We start from the raw sequence: 24,875 nt of genomic DNA, 5'->3' as shown, positions 1-24,875 counted from the left end.
CGCTCAGCACGCAATCGCTTGCGTCCTGTGTGAATTACTTTGTTTGGAATTGTTTAACGTGTTTTTCCAACACGAAAATAGGTTCCGTTACAAGTTTTTCGATATTGTTCAATTTTCAAGGTCCTGTACGCCTCAGCCTTAGCGGCTGACGACTTGATTATTTTACCACAGAAGTGATTTTTTGTCAAGCACTTTTTTCAGAAGCTTTTCGATCTTTTCGAACTTGTGGCTCGTTTTTCAACGTATCCATATTGGTTCTTTCGCTTTGCTTCTGCCGCTTTCAGAAGTCATTCTTTCCGGCGGCCCTTGGCGCTCAAGTATAATACCATATCCCGGCACGTTTGGCAACCCCTTTTTTCACTTTTTTCGTTTCTTTTTGCGTCTTTGACTTTTTGACTAGTTTTTTAACTGCAATTTACACGTTCCTTGACGCGGAGGCTGCAGGGACCTCAGAGGCCATTTTTCTCTATATAATAAGGTATTGTTCTATCCAAACTTCCAGAGAAGTATACACCGCCGTGGATATTACGCCCCGGAATGCAAACACTTTCCTTGCACAGTTTGTCAAGAGCTTTGGCCTCAAATTTTGCTCCAAGATTCTCGGCTCAATTTTGGCGAAACCGCCAAAACACAAAATGTAGTGGTTTCTCCATTGACATATCACTAAATAGTGATATCATAGAATCACATCAATTGAACGCATCCCAAGACTGCTTTGCGGGTGCCTCTTGCGAAAGAGGCACCCGTTTGAACTGCACACAGATAGAACGACGGAGGAACACTATGAAGATCATCAAGCGCAACGGTTCGGAAGTTCCATTTGATATCACCAAGATCATCACTGCGGTCACCAAGGCCAGCGATTCGGTCAGCCGCAAGAGCAGCCTGACCCAGGAGCAGATCCTGTCCATCGCCAACGATGTCACGGAGCAGTGCCAGGCGCTGAACCGTGCCGTGAGCGTGGAAGAGATCCAGGACATGGTGGAGAACAAGCTGATGGACATTCAGGCCCACGATGTAGCCCGCCATTATATCACCTATCGTTATGTGCAGAGCCTGAAGCGCCAGACCAACACCACCGACGAGCGCATCCTCAGCCTGATCGAGTGCCAGAACGAGGAAGTCAAGCAGGAGAACGCCAACAAGAACCCCACCGTGAACAGCGTCCAGCGTGACTATATGGCTGGTGAGATCTCCAAAGACCTGACCGCCCGCCTGCTGCTGGACCCGGAGATCGTCAAGGCACACAATGAGGGCCTGATCCACTTCCACGATTCCGACTACTTTGCGCAGCACATGCACAACTGCGATCTGGTCAACCTGGAGGATATGCTGCAGAACGGCACCGTGATCTCCGGCACCTATATTGAAAAGCCCCACAGCTTTTCTACCGCCTGCAACATTGCCACCCAGATCATTGCGCAGGTGGCATCCAACCAGTACGGCGGCCAGAGCATCAGCCTGACCCATCTGGCTCCCTTTGTGGATGTCTCCCGCAAGAAGATCGCCGCTGAGGTCGAGGCAGAGATGGAAGGGCTGGACGTTACCCCGGAGCGCAAGAAGGAGATCGTGGAGCGCCGCCTGCGCAACGAGATCAACCGCGGTGTCCAGACCATCCAGTATCAGGTCGTGACCCTGATGACCACCAACGGTCAGGCCCCCTTCATCACCGTGTTCATGTATCTGGGAGAAGCCCGCAACGCACAGGAAAAGGCCGACCTTGCCATCATCATCGAAGAGACCATCCGCCAGCGCTATCAGGGCGTGAAGAACGAGGCTGGTGTCTGGATCACCCCCGCCTTCCCCAAGCTGATCTATGTGCTGGAAGAGGACAACATCCGCCCCGGCACTCCTTATTATTACCTGACCGAATTGGCTGCCAAGTGCACTGCCAAGCGGATGGTGCCCGACTACATCTCTGAGAAGAAGATGCTCGAGCTCAAGGTGGACAAAAACGGCGAGGGCCACTGCTACACCTGCATGGGCTGCCGCAGCTTCCTGACCCCCTATGTGGACCCCGAGACCGGCAAGCCCAAATACTACGGCCGCTTCAATCAGGGTGTTGTCACCATCAATCTGGTGGATGTAGCCCTTTCCTCCGGCGGCAACTTCGAGAAGTTCTGGAAGATCTTTGACGAGCGCCTGGCTCTCTGCCACAAGGCACTGCAGGCCCGCCATCAGCGCCTGATGGGCACCCCCAGCGATGCCGCCCCCATTCTGTGGCAGTACGGCGCACTGGCCCGCCTGAAGAAGGGCGAGAAGATCGACAAGCTGCTCTTTGGCGGCTACTCCACCATCAGCCTGGGCTACGCTGGTCTGTATGAGTGCGTGAAGTATATGACCGGCAAGAGCCACACCGATGCCGGTGCCAAGCCTTTTGCCCTGAGCGTGATGCAGCACATGAACGACAAGTGCACCGAGTGGAAGAAGGCCGAGAACATGGATTACTCTCTCTACGGTACCCCGCTGGAATCCACCACCTACAAGTTTGCCAAGTGCCTGCAGAAGCGGTTCGGCATCGTGCCCGGCATCACCGATAAGAACTATATCACCAACAGCTACCACGTCCATGTTTCGGAGCCCATTGATGCCTTCACCAAGCTCAAGTTTGAGAGCGAGTTCCAGAAGCTGTCCCCGGGCGGTGCCATCAGCTATGTGGAAGTGCCCAACATGCAGGACAATCTGGAGGCCGTGATAAGCGTGCTGCAGTTCATCTATGATAACATCATGTACGCCGAGTTGAACACCAAGTCCGATTACTGCCAGTGCTGCGGCTACGACGGAGAGATCAAGATCGTTGAGGATGACGGCAAGCTGGTGTGGGAGTGCCCCAAGTGCGGCAACCGTGACCAGAACAAGCTGAACGTTGCCCGCCGCACCTGCGGTTATATCGGCACCCAGTTCTGGAACCAGGGCCGGACACAGGAGATCAAGGATCGGGTGCTGCATCTGTGATGAATTACGCAACAATCAAGTATTACGACATTGCCAACGGGCCGGGGGTGCGCACCAGCATCTTTGTTTCGGGCTGCAGGCACCACTGCCCGGGCTGCTTCAACGAGGTGGCATGGGATTTCGGGTACGGTCAGCCCTTCGGCAAAGCCGTGCGCAACGAGATCTTTGCATCCTGCCAGCCCGACTATATTACAGGAATCTCCCTGCTGGGCGGTGAGCCTTTTGAGCCGGAGAACCAGCGGGAGCTGCTGCCCTTCGTCCGCAACTTCAGGGCGCTGTACCCGAATAAGAGCGTCTGGTGCTATTCCGGTTACACCTGGGAGCAGCTGACCGGCAGTGTTCCCTGCCCGGCCCGCTGTGAGGTCACCGATGAGCTGCTGAGTCTGCTGGATGTTCTGGTGGACGGCCGCTTTGTGGAAGCCCAGCACGATATCTCCCTGCGCTTCCGGGGCAGCTCCAACCAGCGGCTTCTGGATGTTCCCAAGAGCCTTGCCGCAAAGTCCCCCGTCTGGTGGGAGGACGAACAGGTGTTTGCTACCCATAGCATGTAAATCGAGGATGCCCATGAGCTATAAAACAACAAACGACTTAATGCAGCATCTGCGTGACAACGGCATCGCCATCTCCGGCGAAACACAGAAACAGCAGCTTGTCACAACCGGATATTATCATGGCTATAAAGGCTATCGTTTCTTCAAATCTGCCGGTGCGCGCCTGCCTTTTTCTTCTTATCAGGAGCTCTATGCCACCATCCAATATGATTCTGCCCTGAAAGCTCTGTTTTACGGAAAAATGATGTTCATTGAAACTGCTGTCAAGAACATCGCATTGCAGGGCATCCTTGAAAACGCACAATCCGAGAGTATTTCGGATGTTCTGGATCGTGTCGTTTGCAGTTACAACAACTCCCCTGCCAATTTCACCGTTGAACAGAAAAAGCGAGCCCAGCAAAACAAATTGAACCTTCAGCGTTCCATCCAGTCCAGCCTTGCAAACGCCTATGCAAAAGGAAATCCAAAAATCACACATTTTTACAATAATCCAACTTACTCCGGTGTTCCTCTTTGGGCTTTCTTCGAGATCATGACCATGGGAGATTTTGGATACTTGCTTTCTTGTTTGACTTTTCCTGTCCGAAAAGATATTTCCACCCGCATTGGCCTTGATCTTTCCAACGATACATCCTGTGAGCTCTTATTTCGCTACATCTATGCTTTGAAAGATCTCCGGAATGCTATTGCTCACAATGCCGTGGTATTTGATACCCGATTTCGCAATTTTGACCCCACAAAGGCAATGAAAGCCTGTCTCCGTTCTGCGATTCAGCTTCCGTATGTCAATTTCAAGACCATCGGAGATTATGTCATTCTGATGTCCTATTATCTGAAGCTATTGCAGATGCCAAATTCCGAAATCCTTAGGTTCATTGAAGAATTTGAGCATATCACAGAAACCTATCGCTCTGAAGTCAACCCTGCCGTCGCTTCAATTGTCATTCATCCCGACCTGACGAAACGGATGGAAATTTTGAAAAATTATATTTAACAGTTGCATTTTTTCAACAGCTGCGATATAATATTCTTACTAATTGGGGTATATGTTCTCAGGGACATATACTTGAGGGAACTGGAGCGATTCAGTTCCCTTTTATTTTTACAAAAAGCGTCCCGTTTTCCACCCTGCCTGCACTGGCCGTGGAAAACGGGACGCTTTATTTGTTCTTTTATCTCCAATTCACCGTGTACCAACGGTTTCTTCGATCACACTGAGGAACTCCTGCCCATAGCGGGCGGCCTTTTTCTCGCCCACACCGGGGATATTGAGAAGTTCCTCCACGCTCAGGGGCTTTTTCAGCGCCATCTGGCGGAGGGTGGAATCGTTGAACACCATATAGGCAGGGAGCTTCTGCTTTGCGGCCAGCCGCTTACGCAGGGCATAGAGGGCAGCCAGCAGCTTCTCGTCCGCTTCGCTGAGGGCATCTTCGTCGGTACGGCGGCGGGAGGCCGAGGCCAGCCGCTTCGCACTGGCCGCGGCACGCTGGCGGGCTTGTGCCGCCTGCTCCTCCACCTGTTCGGCGGCCTGTGCTGCCAGCAGACAGTTGGAACAGTTCTCGCACTTCTGGGGTGCGGCCTCACCAAAGTAGCTCAGCAGATACCCCCGCAGGCAGCGCGGCGTGGTGGAGTAGAAGGTCATGTACTTGAGCCGTTCCTCTGCCTTGCGTGCCGCTTCGGCCTTGACATCCGCAGGCAGGCCGTTGTCAGCCTCCATCTCCTTGTCGATGAAGAACCGGATGGTGCGCACATCGGTGCCGGAATAGAGCAAGGTGCAGCGGGCTGGCTCCCCGTCACGGCCCGCGCGGCCCGCCTCCTGATAATAGCTCTCCAGATCCTTGGGCATATTATAATGGATGACGAACCGGACGTTTGGCTTATCGATGCCCATGCCGAAGGCATTGGTCGCCACCATGATCTGCACCCGGTCATAGAGGAAATCGTCCTGATTCTGCCGCCGGGTGTCCGCATCCAGCTTGGCGTGGTAGGCTGCCGCACGGATTCCCCGGCTCTGCAGCAGGCGGGTGGTCTCGTCCACCTGCCGGGTGGTGCTGCAATAGATGATGCCCGCATTGTCCCGCTCCCTGAGCACAAGGTCGAGCAGAACTTTGGGCTTCTCGCTGGGCAGGGCCCTGCGGGTGGCAAAATAGAGGTTGGGTCGGTCGAAGCTGGTGGTCACCTCGTAGGGGGTGTGGAGTTCCAGATGGGTGCGGATGTCCTCCCGCACATGGGCCGTGGCGGTGGCCGTAAAGGCTCCCACCACCGGGCGCTTGGGCAGGCTGTCCACAAACGCCTTGATGCGCAGGTAGCTGGGGCGGAAGTCCTGCCCCCACTGACTGATGCAGTGGGCCTCGTCCACCGTGACCATGCTGATCTCCCGCTCCTGCGCAAACCGCTGGAAGCCCGGCATCTCCAGCCGCTCCGGAGCCACATAGATGATCTTATACCACCCTTCCCGGGCGCGGCGGAGCATCAGGGCCTTCTGGTTGTCCGTCAGGCTGTTGTTCAGGAAAGCTGCCGCCACACCGGCCTGTACCAGTGCCCCCACCTGATCCTTCATCAGGCTGACCAGCGGCGAGACCACGATGGTGATGCCCGGCAGCAGCAGGGCCGGCACCTGATAGCAGATGGACTTGCCCGCACCTGTGGGCATCACGGCCAGCACATCCTGCCCGGCCAGCAGGCGGGAGACGATCTCCTCCTGCCCCGGGCGGAAGCTGTCGTAGCCAAAGACTTTTTTCAGAATACTATGCGGACTTTCCATGGTTCCTCCTATCCATACAAAACCGCTCCGTCATTGCTTCGCAATGCCGCCTCTCCTAGTAGGAGAGGCAAGTCTTGGCTCCCCTACCAGGGGAGCTGGACGCAAAGCGGCCTGAGCGGTTTATAACCCAACCAGTATACCACAACTCCCCGGATAATTGTAAAACATCTCTGACATTTCCCACGTTCGATAGCATTTCCTGCACAAAAATGCTATAATATGGGTACATATCTCCATCCCGGCCCCTGCCTTGTGCATCTGCCGGAAAAGAGCAAAGGAGTATTTTGTATGGCTCAGAAATTGATCACCTTCGCCGTCCCGTGCTACAACTCGGCGGCATATATGCGCCACTGCATCGAGACCCTGCTCTCCGCCGGGGAGCAGGCCGAGATCATCCTGGTGGACGATGGTTCCACCAAGGATGACACCCCCGCCATCTGCGATGAGTACGCTGCCAAATATCCCACCATCGTCAAGGCCATCCATCAGGAGAACGGCGGCCACGGCGAGGGCGTGAATCAGGGCATCCGCAACGCCACCGGCCTGTATTACAAGGTAGTGGACAGCGACGACTGGCTGGACGAAGCAGCCCTCAGGACCGTGCTGGCCAAGCTGAACACGCTGACTGCCCGGGGCACCGCGCCTGACCTGATGATCTGCAACTATGTCTACGAGCACGTGGAGGACAACACCAGCCATACCGTGCGCTACACCAACGTGTTCCCCCAGAACCGGCTGTTCAGCTGGACGCATGTCGGCCACTTCCGGCCCGACCAGAACCTGCTGATGCACTCGGTGATGTACCGTACACAGGTGCTGCGGGACTGCGGCATGGTGCTGCCCAAGCACACCTTCTATGTAGACAACATCTTTGTCTACCAGCCCCTGCCCTTTGTCAAGAGCATGTATTATATGGATCTGGACCTGTACCGCTACTTCATCGGCCGGGCCGACCAGAGCGTGAACGAGAGTGTGATGGTCAAGCGGGTGGATCAGCAGCTGCGGGTGACCCGCCACATGATCGACTGCCAGGACCTGGATGCCCTCAAGGGCCAGAAGAAGCTGCGCAGCTATATGCTGCACTACCTCTCCATGATGATGGCCATCAGCGACATCTTCCTTCTGCTGGACGGCAGTACCGCCGCCAAGCAGAAGGAGAACGAACTGTGGGCCTACCTCAAGGCACACACCAGTGCCGGGGTCTACCGCTCCATCCGCTACGGCTTTGGCGGCGTGACCAACCTGAAGATCCCCAAGGGCGACAAACTCGTGCTGGGCGGTTACCGCCTTGCACAGAAGATTTTTAAATTCAATTAACAAATGTTGCTTTTCCTCCTCAGATAAGATATACTTTTTAACGTATCTTAATTCCTGAGGAGGATCTTATTTTATGGAGCAATTGCTCATCCGCATGTCTCTTTCGCTCATTGCAGGCCTGTTGGCATCCCGTGCAGCGAAAGCGGTCCGTCTGCCGGCTGTCACCTCTTATCTGGTGGCGGGGCTCCTGCTGGGCCCCTTCTTTCTGGGTCGGCTGGGCCTGAGCGGCTGGGGCTTCGGCTTCGGGAGCCTTGCACAGGTCGAGAGCTACGGCATCATCACACAGGTGGCACTTGGCTTCATCGCCTTTGTCATCGGCAACGAGTTCCGGCTCAGCGCGCTGGAGAGCATGGGCAGGCAGGCGGTCACTGTGGGCATCCTGCAGGCCGTTATCACCACCGTGCTGGTGGATATCGCTCTGGTTGCCCTGCACTTTGCCCGGCCGGATGTCATCTCAATGGCATCCGCCATCACACTGGGTGCCATCGCCTCTGCCACAGCCCCTGCCGCCACCCTGATGGTGGTCAAGCAGTACAAGGCCAGCGGCCCCCTGACCCGCCTGCTGCTGATGGTGGTCGCCATTGACGATGCCGTGGGTCTGGTGCTCTTCTCAGCCTCTTTCGGCATCGCAAACGCGCTGGAGCAGGGCCGCATCGACCCCATCAGCATCCTTCTGGAGCCTCTGGTGGAGATCGTGCTCAGCCTGGGTCTGGGCGCGCTGGCCGGTCTGCTGCTCAACCAGCTGGAGATCTACTTCCACTCCCGCTCCAAGCGCATGAGCCTTTCGGTGGCCTTTGTGCTGCTGACGGTGGGCCTTTCCATGGTCAGCTTTGAGGTCGGCCCCATCCACTGCAGCTTCTCGCTGCTGCTGGTCTGCATGATGACCGGCACCGTGTTCTGCAACATCTGCCCCACTTCCGATGAGCTGATGGACCGCCTGGACCGCTGGGTAAGCCCGGTGAACATCCTGTTCTTCGTGCTGTCCGGCGCGGAGCTGGACCTGAACATCCTCGCAAACCCCATGGTCCTGCTCCTTGGTGCCGTCTATATCGCTTCCCGCTCTCTGGGCAAGATCTCCGGCTCCTATGTCAGCTGCAAGGCCACCCGCTGCAGTGAGAAGATCCAGAAGTATCTGGGCATCACCCTGCTGCCGCAGGCCGGTGTGGCGCTGGGCATGGCCGCCGAGGCTGCCGAGCTTTCCGACGGCCACATGGTGCGCAACGTGGTGCTCTTCTCGGTGCTGGTGTACGAGCTGGTCGGTCCGACCCTGGCCAAGCTCAGCCTGACCGCCGCAGGCGAGATCATTCCAGAGGGCCGCACGAGCGCCCGTACCACCAACAAGCCGGAGGAGCCGGTCAGCGTGGAGTAACCTTTCCCACAGGGCTTGGCTCCCCTATCAGGGGAGCTGCCGCCGCAGGCGGCTGAGAGGTTTTATACACCACAAAAGCCGCTGCACAGTTGTTACGCTGTGCAGCGGCTTTCTGTTTGCTCTTTATTTCAGCACGATCTCATCGTTCTCAGCATCCACGGTCAGGGTGGAGCCGGAAACAAGGGTGCCGTCGATGATCTTTTCAGCGGCGGGGTCCTCCACAGCCTTGCGGATGGTCCGGCGCAGGTCGCGGGCACCAAACTTGCCGCCCTGGCTCTTGTGCACCAGCGCTGCCAGTGCCGCCGGGGTATAGCTGTAGGCAATGCCCTTGGCCTCCATGCTGGGCTTGTACTCGTCCAGCATCAGGGCGGCAATGCCCTGCAGGGTCTCCTCGCTCAGCGGCTTGAAGGTGATGACCTCATCCACGCGGCCCAAAAACTCAGGGCGGAGGAACTGGCTCAGTGCCTTGCGGCTCTTCTCCTCGTTCCGCTCCTCCTCGCTGCGGTTGAAGCCCAGACTTGCGGTGGTCTGGTCGCTGCTGCCCGCATTGGAGGTCATGCAGATGACGGTGTTGGAGAAATCCACGGTGCGGCCCTGGGCATCGTTGATCTTGCCCTCGTCCAGGATCTGCAGCAGGATATTCATCACATCGGGGTGGGCCTTTTCGATCTCATCGAACAGCACCACGCTGTACGGGCGGCGGCGGACCTTTTCGGTCAGCTGACCCGCCTCCTCGTAGCCCACATAGCCCGGAGGGGAACCGATCATGCGGGACACCGCGTACTTCTCCATATACTCGCTCATATCCAGCCGGATCAGCGGGTCGGGGCCGTCAAAGAGCTGGTTTGCCAGCTGCTTCACCAGCTCCGTCTTGCCCACGCCGGTGGGGCCCACAAAGATGAAGCTGGCCGGACGGCGGCGGCCCGAAAGGTCGGCGCGGCTGCGCTTGACCGCCTGGGCCACCAGATGCACGGCATCGTCCTGACCGATGATCTTCTTTTTCAGCTCGGTCTCAAGGCTGGCGAGCTTTGCATACTCGGTCTCCCGGATCTTCACCGCCGGGATGCCCGTCCACAGCTCAATGACCTTGGCCACATCGTCCATGGTCACCTGGATCTCCCCGGCCGCAGCCTGCTTGGCGGGCAATTCCCGCTCCAGCTGTGCCATCCGGGTCTTGCGCTCTGCCACACGCTCGTAATCGATGGGCTCGTTCACATCGGCGTTTTCCATGTCGGCCTCTTCCTGCTTGAGGGCCTCCAGTTCCTTCTGCATGGTCAGGTACTCGGAGATGACCGGGTGGGCCAGATTACAGCAGGCACAGGCCTCGTCCAGCAGGTCGATGGCTTTGTCGGGCAGGTAGCGGTCGGTGATATACCGCTCGCTCAGGGTCACGGTGGCGTTCAGCACATCGGCGGGCACCTGCACATGGTGGTGCTCCTCGTAGTAGTGCTTGATGCCGCCCATCACGGCCAGCGTATCAGCAACGCTGGGTTCCTCCACCCGCACGGGCTGGAACCGGCGCTCCAGCGCCTGGTCCTTCTCGATATACTTGCGGTACTCGTTGAAGGTGGTGGCACCGATGACCTGAATCTCGCCGCGGGAGAGGGCGGGCTTCAGGATGTTGCCCGCATTCATGGCACCCTCGCTCTCACCGGCAGAGGTAATGGTGTGGATCTCGTCAATGAACAGGATGACGTTGCCCGCCGCCTTGACCTCGCTCAGCAGGCCCTTGACCCGCTGCTCGAACTGGCCGCGGAACTGGGTGCCTGCCACAAGGCTGGTCAGGTCGAGCAGGAAGATCTCCTTATCCTGCAGCCCTGCCGGCACCTGCCCCTTGGCAATGCGCTCCGCAATGCCCTCGGCAATGGCGGTCTTGCCAACGCCCGCCTCACCAATGAGGCAGGGGTTGTTCTTCTGGCGGCGGCTCAGGATCTGGATGGTGCGGTAGATCTCCCGGTCGCGGCCGATGATATCATCCAGCTTCCCCTCCCGGGCTTTGCGGGTCAGGTTCTCGCAGTAGGTATCCAAAAACTTGCGGCGGGGCGGCTTTTTGTCGTTTTTGCCCGCCTTCTTTTCGTTTTTACCGTTCTGGGCACTGCCGTTCACCCCCAGCGGGAAGGTGGCGCTGGAGCCGGGCACAAGGTCGCCGTCCTCCTCGCTCTGGTCCGGCTGGCCCATGCCCATCATCATGGAGAAGGGGTTCATGTTGCTCATGTCCCCCATCTCCTGCATCATGTTTTCCATCCGGTCTTCCATGGCATCCATGTCCTCATCAGACATGCCAAACTGCTTCATCAGATCATCGACCGGTTTGATGTGCATCTCCCGGGCACAGTGCAGGCAGTACCCCTCGTTTTTCATCTGGCCATTTTCCATCCGCTGGACAAAAATAATGGCAGGCCGCTTCTGGCATCGAATGCAGACCATTGTTCCTCCTTTTCCCTCCCCGCTCAGACAAACGGGTTGAACACATTGAATACTTTATAGTAAAGGCTGCCGCTCATCACCGTGTCGTTGAGCATGGTGAGGTTGCCGCCGGTGATCACAATGAGCGCCCAGACCACGCAGAGCACCAGATAGATGTCCACAAGGCTGGCAATGCCGCCCACGCCCCAGCCCAGCCAGTGGTTCACTGCACCGATCACGGGCAGCTTGTTCACCAGCCCCAGCACCGTGACCAGCAGGCTGACCAGCATCCGCAGCAGGGCAAACGCCACAAAGAACAGCACCAGCGAGATCACCGGGGTCAGCAGCGGAGCCAGCACCTTCTGGACGATGGTATCCGCCAGCACAACGGCGTTGTCATTGAGGACGGCAGAGATGGAGCGCTCGCAGGCATCCACGATGGATGCCCGGAACGCCTCGGGCAGAAAGCCCGCGTACCGCTGGGCAATGCCATCCAGACTGACGGCTCCCCCGGCGGCGATATTGGCAGCGATCTGGTCCCGGAAGCTTCCGGCGAGGAAACGCTCGAACACCTGCCCGGCTGCCCAGCCTGAAAAGGCTCTGGCACCGAACAGGCTGATGAGACTGCCCGTCAGCTGCACCACAGAGGCCAGAAAGCCTTTGCGGGCATACCGGACGGCCAGCACCAGCCAGACCACCGTACATAGGATATCAAAAATAAATGACGGATTCTTGAACATACGTTTAACCTTATTCCGAACTGGCTCACCCTCTCAGTCACGACTGCCGTCGTGCCAGCTCCCCCAAAGGGGGAGCCAACGCTTCTGACAGGGGAAGCCACAAAATAAATTGCACTCTTTTTCCTCAAAGCCGCAATTGCCTCTCCCTTTGGGAGAGGTGGCAATGCGCAAGCATTGACGGAGAGGGCTATTCAGCGGGTGCTTCCAACTTCTGCACCGTGTTGCCGCTGAACAGCAGCAGATCCTTGCTGTTGGCCAGCAATGCCTGCGGGCTGGTGTCAAGGTTCTGGCTCCACTGCTGGGTACCAGATGCATCAAAGCACTCCACGGCGTTATCGGCCAGCAGATAGAACAGGTTCCCCGCCCGGACAATGGAATTTGCCGCCGAGACAGCAGCGCTGAACTGGACGTTCAGGTTCTTGTCCAGCGTCACAGCCTGAGAGACCTGCCCCGATGCCAGCAGCAGGGCCACATTGCCTGCCGCGTCCACCGAAACATCTTTCAGCTCCGTGCCCGCAAAATCATAGACCGCACGCTCACCACCGCCCGCATTGTAGAGCACGGCCCTGGTATCGTAGACAGCCAGGATCGTGGAAGCAGAGGTCCACCCCAGCCACTGGGGCACGCCGCCCTGATTCACCAGACTGACGGGATCGCCCGATGCCAGATTGATGAGGTAGAGGTTGGTCATCACCTGTCCCCCGCTGACGGTGACGGCTGCCGCCGCCAGCTTCCGGCTGTCGGGGGAAAAGGCCATCCGCAGGGGGGTGCCGTCGTTGGAGGTCATGCTCCAGCTGAGCTGCTGCTCCATGGAGGGGCTGTATACCAGCAGCTTTGCCATGCTGGTCTGGTCCTCCGTGACCACAGCCAGCGTGCCGTTGTCCGACATGGCGCAGAGGAAAATGCTGTTTTCCAGCTGCTTGGTGTAAAGGTTCTGGGTGCGGCTCTCCACCCGCAGCTCGTTTCCGGAGCGATTGTAGAGGACAAAGCGGGTCTTGCCCGCGGCCAGCGCCGGGCGGGCATAGCCGCTCTGGATGCTGTTCAGCTTTTTGCCGGTGCGCGACCAGACCACACAGCCCTCGTCCCCCAGCTCCACAAAGCTGCCGGTCAGGGGGGCCATCTGCTCCAGCTCGGCCACACCGGTCTGTTGGGGCCAGCCGGAGCCGGGCAGCAGGGCAATGCGGGCCGTATCGGTCAGGTCCTTCAGGGCCGCCACCGAGCTGCCCGCGATGCCGGTGGCAAACAGCACCACCGCCGTCAGCAGCACCAGCAGCACCGCTGTGCGGCGGATGCGCCGGTTCCGCACACGCTGGCGGGCAGCTTCCAGATATTCGACCCGCCCTTCCGAAAGCGGCTCGTCACTCTCCGGACGGTTGCGATTTTTTCTCATAGGTCGTAGTCCACCTTCTCCAAAAATAGCCCCTTCGCGGGCAGCGTCGGCCCGGCCTGGCTGCGGTCCCGGCTGGCAAGGATGCCGGGGATGGCATCGGGCTGCATCCGGCCCGCGCCCACCTCACACAGGGTGCCTGCCAGAATGCGCACCATGTTATAGAGATAGCCGTCCGCTGTCACCTCAATGTCCACCTCGTCGCCCTTCCGGGTCACATGGCAGTCGGTGATGGTGCGCACGGTATCTCCGTGGGCAGCAGCAGAGGAACCCGCCGCGCACAGGGCCAGAAAATCGTGCTTTCCCACAAACTGTTCCGCCGCCCTCTGCATGGCATCCACATCCAGCCGCCGGGGCACCCGGGTGTAATATTTTTCATCAAAAGGCGAATCGATGGGGTGGTTGTGGATGCGGTACAGGTAGGTCTTGGTATGGGCGGCATAGCGGGCGTGGAACTCCTCTGGCACCACCCGGGCGCACAGCACCCGGATATCCGGGGGCAGGTGCTGGTTGATGGCCAACGGCAGCTTTTCGGGGGGGATGCGGGTCTCCGCGTGGAAGTTCAGCGCAAAGCCCAGCGCGTGGACCCCGGCATCGGTGCGGCTGCACCCCTTGATATCGGGGCGGCTGTGGAGCACCGCTTCCAGCCCATCCTGAAAGGTCTGGGCCACGCTCCGCCCGTTGGGCTGTACCTGAAAGCCGCAGTAGTTGGTGCCGTCGTAGGCAAGGGTCAGTAAATAGTTCTGCATGGAACTCCTTCCGTCACGGCTTTGCCGTGCCACCTCCCTCAAAGAGGGAGGCTATAAGGCCCCCTCCTCGAGGGGGCTGTCGCCGCAGGCGACTGGGGGAGTTTTTAAAAATTCGGGAACACCAGTCTCGAGCTCAGGATCACCATAAAGCAGACGATGCACACCGCCAGGTCGATATAATCCTGCCGGGTGCAGCGCAGCACTTTCAGGCGGGTGCGGCCATCACCGCCGCGGTAGCAGCGGCACTCCATGGCCATGGCCAGCTCATCGGCGCGGCGGAAGGCCGAGATGAACAGCGGGATAAGCACCGGCACCAGCGCCTTGACGCGCTCCATCATGGAGCCGTTGTCCAGCATGGCACCGCGGGCTTTCTGGGCGTTCATGATCTTGTCGGTCTCTTCGATCAGGGTCGGGATAAAGCGCAGGGCAATGCTCATCATCATGGCCAGCTCGTGCACCGGGAAGTGCAGCCTGCCCAAAGGCTTGAGCAGCTGCTCGATGGCATCCGTCAGCACGATGGGGCTGGTGGTATAGGTCAGCAGGCTGGTGCCCGCGATCAGTGCCATCACGCGCACCGCCATCAGGATGGCATAGCGCAGGCCCTCGGCGTAGATGTTCAGCACCCAGAAGTGCACCAGTGGCTCGCCCTCGCCCGAAACAAAGAAGAGGTTGAGCACCGCGGTAAAGAGGATGATGGGCAAAATGGGCTTCAGGCTCTTGGTGATGAGCTTGAAGGGGATCTTTGCCACGCCGTACATGGCCACAAGGAACACAAGGGACAGCGTCAGGCCCAGCGGGTTGGACGCGGCAAACAGCAGGATGATGTAGACGATGGTCAGCACCAGCTTCATGCGGGGGTCGAACTTATGCACAAGGCTGTCGCCCGGGAAGTGCTGGCCGATGGTGATATCTCTCAGCATGTGGCAGCGCCCCCCTTCTTTGCATCCACACGGGGCAGCACAAGGCTTTCGCCTGCGTCCCGGCGCTTCTTGGCTTCCAAAATCATCTTGACGGCATAGGGCACGGTGTAAACATCCGCCGGAACATCCACACCCATCTCCCGCAGCTTGAGGAAGACCTTTGTGACCTGCGGCACGCTCAGGCCCAGCGCCAGCAGCTCGGGCGCACGGGCAAACACGTTCTCCACGGTGTCATACATGGCGATCTTCTTGTTGCTCATCACCAGCACACGGTCGGCGTACTTGGCAATATCCTCCATGCTGTGGGAGACCAGCAGCACGGTGGTGCCGGTCTTTTTGTGGTATTCCTTGACCTCAGACAGGATCTCGTCCCGGCCCTCGGGGTCCAGACCGGCGGCAGGCTCATCCAGCACCAGAATGCGGGGCTTCATGGCCATCACACCCGCCACGGCCACCCGGCGCTTCTGGCCGCCGGACAGCTCAAAGGGGCTGCGCTGCAGCAGCGCCTCATCCAGGCCGACAAAGTCCGCTGCTTCATGCACCCGCCTGTCGATCTCGGCCTCGTCCAGCCCCATGTTTCTGGGGCCAAAGGCGATATCCTTATAGCAGGTCTCCTCAAACAGCTGGTACTCCGGGTACTGGAACACTAGACCGGTGAGGAAACGGAATTCCCGGATCTTTTCCGGCTCGGCCCACAGGTCGCGGCCATCGATGATGATGTGACCGCTGGTGGGCTTGTTCAGGCCGTTCATGTGGGTGATGAGGGTGCTCTTGCCGGAGCCGGTGGCACCGATGATGCCCACAAAATCTCCCTCTTCCACCTCAAAGCTCACGTCATCCAGCGCGGTGACGGCATTGGGCATTCCCGGGTTATAGACATAACTCAGGTGATCTACTTTGATAATGCTTCCCATCTTCCGTCCCCTCCCTTACTTCAAAAGCTCATACAGAGCCTGTGCGCACGCGCCGGTGTCGATGATGCCCTCGGGCATGGGGATGCCGGCCTTGACCAGTTCATCCCGCAGCTCGGCAGCCTGCGGCACATCCAGCCGCAGGGCGCGCACCTTTTCGGTCTGGCTGAATACCTCTTTCGGGGTGCCTTCCATGACCACATTGCCCTTGCTCATCACCAGCACGCGGTCGGCCTGAGCAGCTTCTTCCATATAGTGGGTGATGGACACCACCGTGATGCCCATGTTCTTGTTCAGATGGTGGATGGTCTGCATCACCTGCTCCCGGCCCCGGGGATCAAGCATGGCGGTGGCCTCGTCCAGGATCAGGCAGTCGGGCCGCATGGCGACCACGCCCGCAATGGCAACGCGCTGCTTCTGGCCGCCGGACAGGTTGTGGGGCGCACGCTCCCGGTATTCATAGATGCCCGCCATCTTCATCGCTTCGTCCACGCGGCGGCGCATCTCCTCCGGCGGCACGCCCAGATTTTCCAGCGCAAAGGCGACATCCTCCTCCACCACGGTGGCAACGATCTGGTTGTCCGGGCTCTGGAACACCATGCCCACGGTCTGGCGGATATCGTAGATCTTGTCCTCGTCTTTGGTGTCCATCCCCTCCACCAGCACAGTACCGCTCTCCGGCAGAAGGATGGCGTTGAAGTGCTTGGCCAGCGTGGATTTTCCACAGCCGTTGGCCCCCAGCACTGCCACAAATTCGCCCCGCTTCACCTCAGCCGACACGCCGTTCAGGGCGTAGTCCGGCTGTTCCGGGTCATAGCGGAACTTCAGATCTTTCGCAGTTAAAATCGTTTCTTCCATAGGTTTTCTCTTTCCGGTGGTGCGCCCTTCTCAAAAGGGCTGTACCCCATTCTATTGAAATTGATTGCTTATTTATTTTTAGCGGCCTCGCCCTCTCCGTCATCGCTGCGCGATGCCACCTCTCCCAAAGTGAGAGGCCTTGGCAGTACGGCAAACTTTCCGGTTTTGCCAAGGGCTCCCCCTTTGGGGGAGCTGCTGAGCAACGCGAAGCTGAGAGGGCGAGCCCGTTTACCTCTTTTATTCTTCCCAAATGGCCGTTGCGCCGCAGGGCACAACGCCGCCGGTGGCGGAAACGGGCAGGCCGATCTCATCACAGCTGGTCTTGCCGCCAAAGCGTGGCACCAGTGTGGTCTTGAGCATATACTCCATGACCGCGGGGGACAGGCCGGTGGTGTAGCTGTTAACCGCAAAGAAGAGGGGCGTATCGCTCAACACTTCCTCGCACTGGCTGATGAGCTCGTAGATGCAGTCCTCCAGCTTCCAGATCTCGCCGCCGGGGCCGCGGCCGTAGCTGGGCGGGTCCATGATGATGCCATCGTAGGTGTTGCCCCGGCGCTTTTCCCGGGCCACGAACTTGGCGCAGTCGTCCACCAGCCAGCGGATGGGCCGGTCCGCCAGACCACTGGCCACGGCGTTGTCCTTGCCCCACGCTACGATGCCCTTGGAAGCATCCACATGGCAGACAGTAGCGCCCGCAGCGGCACAGGCCAGCGTTGCGCCGCCGGTGTAGCCAAACAGGTTCAGCACCTTGACAGGGCGGCCTGCCGCGCGGATCTTTCTGGCGTACCAGGCCCAGTTGACGGCCTGCTCCGGGAACACGCCGGTGTGCTTGAAACCGGTGGGACTGACGATGAGGGTCAGCTTGTCCTCGCCCTCGCCGCAGGAGATCTTCCACTTCTCAGGCAGACGGCGGCGGTACTCCCACTCTCCGCCGCCCTGATTGGAGCGGTGGTAGATGGCATCGGCCTTGGCCCAGAGCGGGCTCTGCTTCTCGGTTTTCCACACCACCTGCGGGTCGGGCCGGATGAGGATGGTCTCTCCCCAGCGCTCCAGGCGGTTGCCGCCGGTGGCATCCAGCAGCTCGTAATCTTTCCAACTATCTGCAGGGCGCATAAGCGTCCTCCTTTCTCTCTTCAAACGGCTCAGAACAGGCTCTGCTGGCCGTTGTCCTCCGGGCTTCCGGTCTCGGGGGCTTTCAGGCCCAGGTGCTCATAGGCAAGGCGGGTGGCACAGCGGCCCCGGGGGGTGCGGGTCAGAAAGCCCATCTGCATCAGGTAGGGCTCACACAGGTCCTCCAGCGTCACGGCCTCCTCGCCCAGCGCCGCCGCCAGCGTTTCCAGGCCCACAGGGCCGCCGTTGTACATCTCAATGATGGCGCGGAGCAGGCTGCGGTCCAGCTCGTCCAGACCCAGCGCGTCCACATCCATCCGCTTCAGGCTCATCAGGGAAACGTCCCGGTCGATGATGCCATCCCCCAGCACGGTGGCAAAGTCGCGGACACGCTTCAAGAAGCGGTTTGCCACGCGGGGGGTGCCCCGGCTGCATTTGGCCAGCTCGTAAGCGCCCTCCGGGGTGATGGGCTGGTCGAGGATGCCCGCCGAGCGCTGGATGATCCGGCTCAGCTCATCGGGGCTGTACAGCTCCAGCTTGAGCAGCACACCGAAGCGGTCCCGCAGGGGGCCGGTGATCTGGCCCGCACGGGTGGTAGCGCCCACCAGCGTGAAGCGGGGCAGGTTGATCCGGATGCTCTGGGCGCTGGGGCCCTTGCCGATCATAATATCCAGCGCGTAATCCTCCAGCGCCGGGTAGAGCACCTCCTCCACCTGCCGGGACAGGCGGTGGATCTCATCAATGAAGAGCACATCGCCCTCCTGCAGATTGGTCAGCAGGGCGGCAAGGTCGCCGGGCTTCTCAATGGCAGGGCCGCTGGTGATGCGGATCTGCACCCCCATCTCGTTGGCGATGATGCCCGCCAGCGTGGTCTTGCCCAGGCCCGGAGGGCCATAGAGCAGGATGTGATCCATAGGCTCGCCGCGCCGCTTGGCGGCTTCCAGATAGATTTTCAGGTTCTGCTTAACCTTGTCCTGTCCGATGTAGTCCTCCAGATGCTGCGGGCGAAGGCTGTTTTCCTCGTTGTCCGCCGCCGTTAAGCCGGGCTGCATCATTTTTGCGCCATAGAGCGCGGTTTCGTCCTGCATGGATTACCTCCTGCCTGCCATGCCCCGCAGGGCCAGCTTGATGATCTCTTCCACGGGAAGGCTTGCGTCGATCTTGGAGACGGCCAGGGCTGCTTCGCTCTGGCTGTACCCCAGCGAGACCAGCGCCGCAATGGCCTGCCCGGCTCCCTGTGCGGCGGGGGCGGCAGTGGCCGCGCCCACATCCTCGAGGTTGATGCCATCCACAAAGCCCTTTGCCACCTTATCCTTCAGTTCCAGCACGATGCGCTGGGCCAGCTTGGGGCCCACGCCGGATGCCGCCTTGAACGCCTTGTGGTCGCCCGCCGAGATCGCCAGCGCCACCCGGTCAGGCTCCATCACGCTGAGAATGGCCAGACCCACCTTGGGGCCCACACCGGAAACGGCAGTCAGCAGCTCAAAGCAGCTCTGCTGCTCCTCAGTGGCAAAGCCGTACAGGCTGATGTCATTTTCAGTCACGCTCATCACGGTGTAAAGGGTGGCTTCCCTGCCCACCCCGGGCAGTGCGCCCGCAACGCTGGTCGGGCACTGCACATAGTAGCCCACCCCGCCGCAGCTCACCACAACAGCGTTCAGGGTCTTTTTGATGATTTTTCCGGATAGACTGTAAATCATAGTTTTCCTCCAGCAGCCTTCCCCTCTCAGTCTCGCATTCGCTCGCCAGCTCCCCCAAAGGGGGAGCCAAAGCATCGAATCAGGCAGCTGCTACTGTACTCATCCACTGATACCAAAAGCCGCGATTGCCTCTCCCTTCGGGAGAGGTGGCAATGCGCAGCATTGACGGAGAGGGCTCAAATCGGCCCAACGCCCCTTCTTGCAAAGCGGTTCAGCTGGTTGCCGTTGGTATGGCAAAAGGTGATAGCCATGGCCAGTGCATCGGCGGTATCATCGGGCTTGGGCACAGCAGGCAGATGCAGCAGGATGCGGGTCATCTCCTGCACCTGCTTTTTCACGGCCTTGCCGTAGCCGGTAACAGCCTGTTTCACCTGCATGGGGGTGTACTCGTAGATGGGGATGCCCGCCTGCGCCGCCGCCAGCAGGATGACCCCGCGGGCCTCGGCCACGCCGATCACGGTGGTCTGGTTGTGCTGGTAGAACAGCTTTTCGATGGCAAGCACCTCGGGCTGTGTCCGCCCGATGACCTCCCGGATGCCGGTGTAGACCTCGTCCAGCCGCTGCTCAAACGGCACCCCGGCATCGGTGCACACGGCCCCGAAATCCACCGGTGCAAACCGGTTGCCCGCATAGTCCAAAACGCCCCAGCCCACAATGGCGTAACCCGGGTCGATGCCCAAAACTCTCATTCTGCGATACCTTTCCTATTATAATCAATGTATTATACCACAAACCGGCGTTCAGGGCAACGGAAACGCCTTGAGTCGGTTTACAAAATGTGCGCTGGGCGGCTGATTTTCCATTCCCGGCAAACCAGACATCAAAAAGTTTGCAGAATTTTCAAAAAAGGGCTTGCTTTTTGCCCGGCGGTATGATATCATAATCAAGCTGATTGCGGCACAAACAGAATATGGACGGTTAGCTCAGCTGGTAGAGCATCTGCTTGACGTGCAGGAGGTCACAGGTTCGAGTCCTGTACCGTCCACTCGTGGAAAAGAACCATCGACTTCGGTCGGTGGTTCTTTTTGTTTTGCTGGCGCTTTGTGGGATGGTGTGGTATACTCGGCTTAGTTCAACAACTCGGAATTTGGAGATATTGTGTATGAAAAAGAAAATGTTATGCCCTATAGTAATTGTGATTGCATTTTTAATTTGCTGTATCGTATATTTCAAGCCTTTATCACTTTCAGATGTTGCAGAGGCTGACAACCAGATGAAAATGATATACAGCCAGGTTGGAGTAGAAAATGGTGAGGCATACATTGATTCTGTGAATTACCAGGATATTACCATAGACCAAAAGAATGCCATTCTATCTCTGTTAGATAAATATACTTACAGGAGAACAGTAGGTACACTATTTTCAAATGGGTCTACATCCGATTTAGGGAACAAAACACTTTCTATTTATGTGTATGATGATGATTTGCTGATCAACAGTGTATTTGCGACATCATCAGGGAAAGTTGTCATCAATGAAAAAACTTATAATATGGAAGACGCTGAACGGTTTATTGAGCAAATGATTGAAATAATGAACTAAGCAGACAACTTCCAGTTTGCCGTACTCGTTCCTGGCAAGGTTTGGAGCAGGTATGTTCCAACAAGAGCACTTCGGAAACTCGCAGGAGCTTGAGAAGTGAAGTTCTGGATGGACCATCCTCCACCCGAGGACAAGAACCATCGACTTCGGTCGGTGGTTCTTTTTGTTTTGCTGGCGCTTTGCAGGATGGTGTGATATACTCGGCTTAGTTCAACAACTCGGAACTTGTCGGGGCAAAGCCCCTCCATCTTGCTACGCAAGACCGTTCTGTCGCTTAAAAGCCCCACTGGGGCTTTCATTGTTCTGCTTCGCTCCACAAACGCGAATTTATATATAAAGGAGAATATTGATGAAACTGTTTTTATGTTCGCACTTTTCAAGTGTAGGAAGTCTGATAAAGGAAGAAATTGAGAATAAAAAAGTCACATTTATTCCAACAGCTTCGCTGCGTGAAGGCTACACCGGTTATGTCGGCTCGGCTCGAAAATTATTCAAAAAGTTGGGAGCAATCGTAACTGAAATTGATATTTCAACGGAGGCTTATTCAACGATACAGTCTGTTTTTGAAGATGCGGATGTGATATATTTTACCGGCGGAAATTCTTTTTTCCTTATAGACCAGCTCCGTAAAACGGGAACGGATGAGCTGTTGAAGAAAGAATTGGCAAAGGGAAAACTGATGATTGGTGAATCGGCAGGTGCGATTATATGCGCTCCAAGCATCCAATATATCGAGCAAATGGATGAAAAGCCGGAGGACTACTCACAAGAAGATGATGCAGGGCTTGATTTGATTGATTTCTATGTTCTTCCGCATTATCTTACAGCACCATTTAAGAAAGTTACCGAGAAAATAATGACTGAGTTTTCGGATTTGAATCTATGCCCAATTAACAACCGTCAGGGAATTGTAATTGATGGTGAAGGTTCAAAGGTTATTTGCAAAGACTAAGTGGTTCTTTTTGTTTTGCTGGCGCTTTGCGGGATGATGTGGTATACTCAGCTCAACAAATCAAACTCTGGAGAATGACTATGCAAAAGATCCGTACTGCCACCTTTGAAGATCTGGATGCCATTGCCGCCGTGGAGGCGGCCTGCTTTCCGGCTGCGGAGGCGGCCACAAAAGAAGAATTTGCCGGGCGGCTGACCCATTATGCCGACCACTTCTGGCTGCTGTTCGAGGACGAAAAGCTCGTCTCCTTTGTGGACGGCTTTGTGACCGATACCCCCGACCTGACAGACGAGATGTACGCTGACGCTTCCCTGCACGATACCCATGGGGCGTGGCAGATGATCTTTGGGGTGAACACCCTGCCCGAATACCGGAAGCAGGGCCTGGCCGGGCAGCTGCTCCGCCGGGCCATCGCCGACGCAAAGGCTCAGGGCCGCAGGGGGCTGGTGCTCACCTGCAAGGACAGGCTCGTGCACTATTACGCCGGCTTCGGCTTTGTCAGCGAAGGCGTTTCCGGCTCCACCCACGGCGGCGTGGTGTGGTACCAGATGCGGCTGACCTTCTGAACTTCCTACAAAAAGCAGCGCCCCCGCCTGCCGGAAACACCGGTGAGCGGGGGCGCTTTGCATTTGCTGGGAGGATATGGTCTACCTGCACCACTGGGCAAACTCTGCGTCTGTGCACTTGACGTAGTGGCTGCCCGGAGATCTGACACGACGCGCCCGAGAGGCTCACAGACAAAAAAGGAGCCCGCTGTACGAACACAACGGGCTCCTCTTGGTTCTGATCTTACTTCGCGTACTCGATGGCGCGGCTCTCGCGGATGACGTTGACCTTGATCTGGCCGGGATAATCGAGGGTATCCTCGATCTTCTTGGCGATCTGGCGGGCCAGCAGGATGACCTGATCATCGCTGATGACATCAGGCTTGACCATGATGCGGACTTCACGGCCGGCCTGAACGGCAAAGGCCTGCTCCACGCCCTCAAAGCTGGAAGAGATCTCCTCCAGATTTTCCAGACGCTTGACATAGCTCTCCACGTTCTCGCGGCGGGCACCGGGACGTGCAGCGCTGATGGCATCGCAGGCCTGAATAATAAAGGCCAGCGGGGTCTTGGGCTCCACATCGCCGTGGTGGGCCTCAATGGCATGGATGATCTGGGTGTTCTCCTTGTACTTGCGGCAGATATCCACACCGATCTGGACATGGCTGCCCTCGATCTCATGGTCAAGGGCCTTGCCGATATCATGCAGCAGACCGGCACGGCGGGCCAGCGTGACATTCACGCCCATCTCGCCTGCCAGCAGACCGGCCAGCCAGGCCACCTCCATGCTGTGGGTCAGCGCGTTCTGGCCAAAGCTGGTGCGGTACTTCAGGCGGCCGATGAGCTTGATGAGGTCGGGGTGCAGGCCGTGGATGCCAAGTTCCATCACGGCGCGCTCGCCCTCCCGCTTCATCTGCAGCTCAAGGTCGTGGCGGCACTTCTCCACCGTCTCCTCAATGCGGGCGGGGTGGATGCGGCCATCACCGATCAGGCGCTCCAGCGTCATGCGGGCAACCTCGCGGCGGGTCTGGTCAAAGGAGGACAGGGTGATGGCCTCCGGGGTATCGTCGATGATAAGATCCACGCCGGTGGCAGTTTCCAGCGCGCGGATGTTGCGGCCCTCACGGCCGATGATACGGCCCTTCATCTCGTCGCTGGGCAGGGGCACCACGCTGACGGTGGTCTCGCTGCAGTGGTCAGCGGCGCAGCGGCTGATGGCCTGACCGATCATGTTGCGGGCGATGTTATCACAGTTTTCCTTCAGATCGGTCTCGTAGGCAGCCACACGGACAGCCTTCTCGTGGGTGAGCTCCTCGTCCACCTTGTGCAGCAGCACTTCGCGGGCATCCTCCTGGCTCAGGCCCGCCAGGGTCTCCAGGCGCTCCATCTCCTTGGCACGGATGGCATCCACCTCAGCCAGACGGCTGTCGGCCTCCTCGTGCTTTTTCTTGAGCTCTTCTTCCTTCTTTTCCAGGGCTTCGGTCTTGCGGTCCAGCGCATTTTCCTTCTGGTCAATGCGGTTCTCCTGGCGGCTGATCTCAGCACGGCGCTGCTTGATCTCCTTGTCGGCCTCTGCCTTCTGGGCATCGACCTCGGCTTTCAGGCGGAACGCCTCGTCCTTGGCTTCCAGAACAGCTTCTTTTCGTTTTTGGTCAGCGGTCTTGATTGCTTCGTTCACCAGGCGGGTAGCCTCGGCTTCTGCGCTGCCGATCTGTGCCTCGGCGGTCTTTTTACGGTTGTTGTAACCAATAAAATAACCCGCGCCGGCAGCAACAGCAGCAACCACGACCACGATCAACAGAATGATCGGGGACATCGTGTTCACTCTCCTTACAATTAAAGTTCAAAATCAACTAAAATCTGGAGACGCTGCCGTGCAAGGCGTGGGTCAACAATACAAAATCAAGCTCTCAACAACAAAACAGACAACAGCACCGCACAAAAAGGGCATGTTTGCCCCTGCGGCCTGATGCAGCTTTTTTATCTACAAGGTTTTCATATAAAAACGGGCAGATGAAGCCCCATTGAACTTTGGTTGCGGAAGATCCCTGCACGCAGCGTCATGGATTCCATACTACTTCTTATATTACGAAACATT

21 protein-coding genes and 1 tRNA gene are annotated in these 24,875 nt (G+C 57.9%); 9 read left to right on the top strand and 13 right to left on the bottom strand.

Going from position 1 to position 24,875, the window contains the following annotated elements:
* Window positions 1-783: 783 nt before the first annotated feature.
* Genes nrdD through J3351_RS09350 form a run of 3 tightly spaced genes read left to right on the top strand, consistent with a single transcriptional unit; the run spans window position 784 to window position 4,500 of the window.
* Complete coding sequence (nrdD, locus tag J3351_RS09360; protein WP_005934848.1) at window positions 784-2,955, top strand: anaerobic ribonucleoside-triphosphate reductase; 2,172 nt, start codon at window positions 784-786, stop codon at window positions 2,953-2,955.
* Window positions 2,955-3,506, top strand: a complete 552-nt coding sequence (gene nrdG, locus J3351_RS09355; protein ID WP_207697589.1) for an anaerobic ribonucleoside-triphosphate reductase activating protein — start codon at window positions 2,955-2,957, stop codon at window positions 3,504-3,506. The genes nrdD and nrdG overlap by 1 nt, the downstream gene beginning before the upstream one ends.
* 13 nt (window positions 3,507-3,519) lie before the next feature.
* A complete protein-coding gene (locus J3351_RS09350; RefSeq protein ID WP_227623115.1) occupies window positions 3,520-4,500 on the top strand; it encodes an Abi family protein in 981 nt (326 codons plus the stop codon).
* A gap of 189 nt (window positions 4,501-4,689) precedes the next feature.
* Here the strand turns inward: J3351_RS09350 and J3351_RS09345 are convergent, their stop codons facing one another.
* Entirely contained in the window at window positions 4,690-6,270 is a 1,581-nt protein-coding gene (locus J3351_RS09345) for an ATP-dependent DNA helicase RecQ (RefSeq protein WP_156071479.1), read from the bottom strand.
* A gap of 288 nt (window positions 6,271-6,558) precedes the next feature.
* Here J3351_RS09345 and J3351_RS09340 point away from each other — a divergent pair, with 288 nt between their 5' ends.
* Both J3351_RS09340 and J3351_RS09335 read left to right on the top strand, forming a co-directional pair.
* The gene (locus tag J3351_RS09340) at window positions 6,559-7,587 is read left to right on the top strand and encodes a glycosyltransferase family 2 protein (protein ID WP_156071476.1); all 1,029 of its coding nucleotides are present in this window, start codon (window positions 6,559-6,561) and stop codon (window positions 7,585-7,587) included.
* 73 nt (window positions 7,588-7,660) lie between these two features.
* On the top strand, window positions 7,661-8,956 hold the full coding sequence (locus J3351_RS09335) for a cation:proton antiporter (RefSeq protein ID WP_207697588.1): 1,296 nt from the start codon (window positions 7,661-7,663) through the stop codon (window positions 8,954-8,956).
* A gap of 123 nt (window positions 8,957-9,079) precedes the next feature.
* Here the strand turns inward: J3351_RS09335 and J3351_RS09330 are convergent, their stop codons facing one another.
* The 11 genes from J3351_RS09330 to ruvC form a co-directional block, all read right to left on the bottom strand.
* Window positions 9,080-11,383 (bottom strand): ATP-dependent Clp protease ATP-binding subunit, encoded by a 2,304-nt coding sequence (locus J3351_RS09330; RefSeq protein WP_207697587.1) that lies wholly within the window; start codon window positions 11,381-11,383, stop codon window positions 9,080-9,082.
* 23 nt (window positions 11,384-11,406) lie between these two features.
* Entirely contained in the window at window positions 11,407-12,102 is a 696-nt protein-coding gene (locus tag J3351_RS09325) for a hypothetical protein (protein WP_097771269.1), read from the bottom strand.
* Window positions 12,103-12,289: 187 nt separating this feature from the next.
* Window positions 12,290-13,492, bottom strand: a complete 1,203-nt coding sequence (locus tag J3351_RS09320) for a DUF5711 family protein (RefSeq protein WP_005934860.1) — start codon at window positions 13,490-13,492, stop codon at window positions 12,290-12,292.
* Window positions 13,489-14,238 carry a tRNA pseudouridine(38-40) synthase TruA gene (gene truA, locus J3351_RS09315; RefSeq protein ID WP_005934861.1) on the bottom strand — a complete coding sequence of 250 codons (750 nt, stop codon included), beginning with the start codon at window positions 14,236-14,238 and terminating at the stop codon, window positions 13,489-13,491. The genes J3351_RS09320 and truA overlap by 4 nt, the downstream gene beginning before the upstream one ends.
* Before the next feature lie 104 nt (window positions 14,239-14,342).
* Window positions 14,343-15,158, bottom strand: a complete 816-nt coding sequence (locus J3351_RS09310) for an energy-coupling factor transporter transmembrane protein EcfT (RefSeq protein WP_005934862.1) — start codon at window positions 15,156-15,158, stop codon at window positions 14,343-14,345.
* On the bottom strand, window positions 15,152-16,072 hold the full coding sequence (locus J3351_RS09305) for an energy-coupling factor transporter ATPase (RefSeq protein ID WP_207697586.1): 921 nt from the start codon (window positions 16,070-16,072) through the stop codon (window positions 15,152-15,154). The genes J3351_RS09310 and J3351_RS09305 overlap by 7 nt, the downstream gene beginning before the upstream one ends.
* Window positions 16,073-16,087: 15 nt before the next feature.
* Entirely contained in the window at window positions 16,088-16,927 is an 840-nt protein-coding gene (locus J3351_RS09300) for an energy-coupling factor transporter ATPase (protein ID WP_005934864.1), read from the bottom strand.
* Window positions 16,928-17,164: 237 nt separating this feature from the next.
* Complete coding sequence (locus J3351_RS09295; RefSeq protein WP_005934865.1) at window positions 17,165-18,040, bottom strand: class I SAM-dependent methyltransferase; 876 nt, start codon at window positions 18,038-18,040, stop codon at window positions 17,165-17,167.
* A 29-nt stretch (window positions 18,041-18,069) separates the two neighbouring features.
* A complete protein-coding gene (ruvB, locus tag J3351_RS09290; protein WP_005934866.1) occupies window positions 18,070-19,125 on the bottom strand; it encodes a Holliday junction branch migration DNA helicase RuvB in 1,056 nt (351 codons plus the stop codon).
* Between the two features lie 3 nt (window positions 19,126-19,128).
* Window positions 19,129-19,737, bottom strand: a complete 609-nt coding sequence (gene ruvA / locus J3351_RS09285) for a Holliday junction branch migration protein RuvA (protein WP_156067035.1) — start codon at window positions 19,735-19,737, stop codon at window positions 19,129-19,131.
* A 176-nt stretch (window positions 19,738-19,913) separates the two neighbouring features.
* The gene (gene ruvC / locus J3351_RS09280; protein WP_207697585.1) at window positions 19,914-20,426 is read right to left on the bottom strand and encodes a crossover junction endodeoxyribonuclease RuvC; all 513 of its coding nucleotides are present in this window, start codon (window positions 20,424-20,426) and stop codon (window positions 19,914-19,916) included.
* Between the two features lie 223 nt (window positions 20,427-20,649).
* Between ruvC and J3351_RS09275 the strand changes: the two genes are divergently transcribed.
* From J3351_RS09275 to J3351_RS09260, 4 genes are all read left to right on the top strand, one after another.
* Window positions 20,650-20,722, top strand: a tRNA-Val gene (locus tag J3351_RS09275).
* Window positions 20,723-20,839: 117 nt separating this feature from the next.
* Window positions 20,840-21,280 (top strand): hypothetical protein, encoded by a 441-nt coding sequence (locus J3351_RS09270; RefSeq protein WP_207697584.1) that lies wholly within the window; start codon window positions 20,840-20,842, stop codon window positions 21,278-21,280.
* Between the two features lie 349 nt (window positions 21,281-21,629).
* The gene (locus J3351_RS09265; RefSeq protein ID WP_207697583.1) at window positions 21,630-22,232 is read left to right on the top strand and encodes a Type 1 glutamine amidotransferase-like domain-containing protein; all 603 of its coding nucleotides are present in this window, start codon (window positions 21,630-21,632) and stop codon (window positions 22,230-22,232) included.
* Window positions 22,233-22,306: 74 nt separating this feature from the next.
* Entirely contained in the window at window positions 22,307-22,798 is a 492-nt protein-coding gene (locus J3351_RS09260; RefSeq protein WP_207697582.1) for a GNAT family N-acetyltransferase, read from the top strand.
* A 223-nt stretch (window positions 22,799-23,021) separates the two neighbouring features.
* Here the strand turns inward: J3351_RS09260 and rny are convergent, their stop codons facing one another.
* On the bottom strand, window positions 23,022-24,593 hold the full coding sequence (gene rny / locus J3351_RS09255) for a ribonuclease Y (RefSeq protein WP_005934875.1): 1,572 nt from the start codon (window positions 24,591-24,593) through the stop codon (window positions 23,022-23,024).
* Window positions 24,594-24,875 lie beyond the last annotated feature (282 nt).

Origin of the sequence: Faecalibacterium sp. Marseille-Q0746, assembly GCF_017377595.1 — a bacterium.
In the GTDB taxonomy this organism is placed as follows: domain Bacteria; phylum Bacillota; class Clostridia; order Oscillospirales; family Ruminococcaceae; genus Faecalibacterium; species Faecalibacterium duncaniae.
The sequence above is the reverse complement of the archived record's forward strand: the minus strand, read 5'-3'. Positions and strand labels throughout refer to the sequence as shown.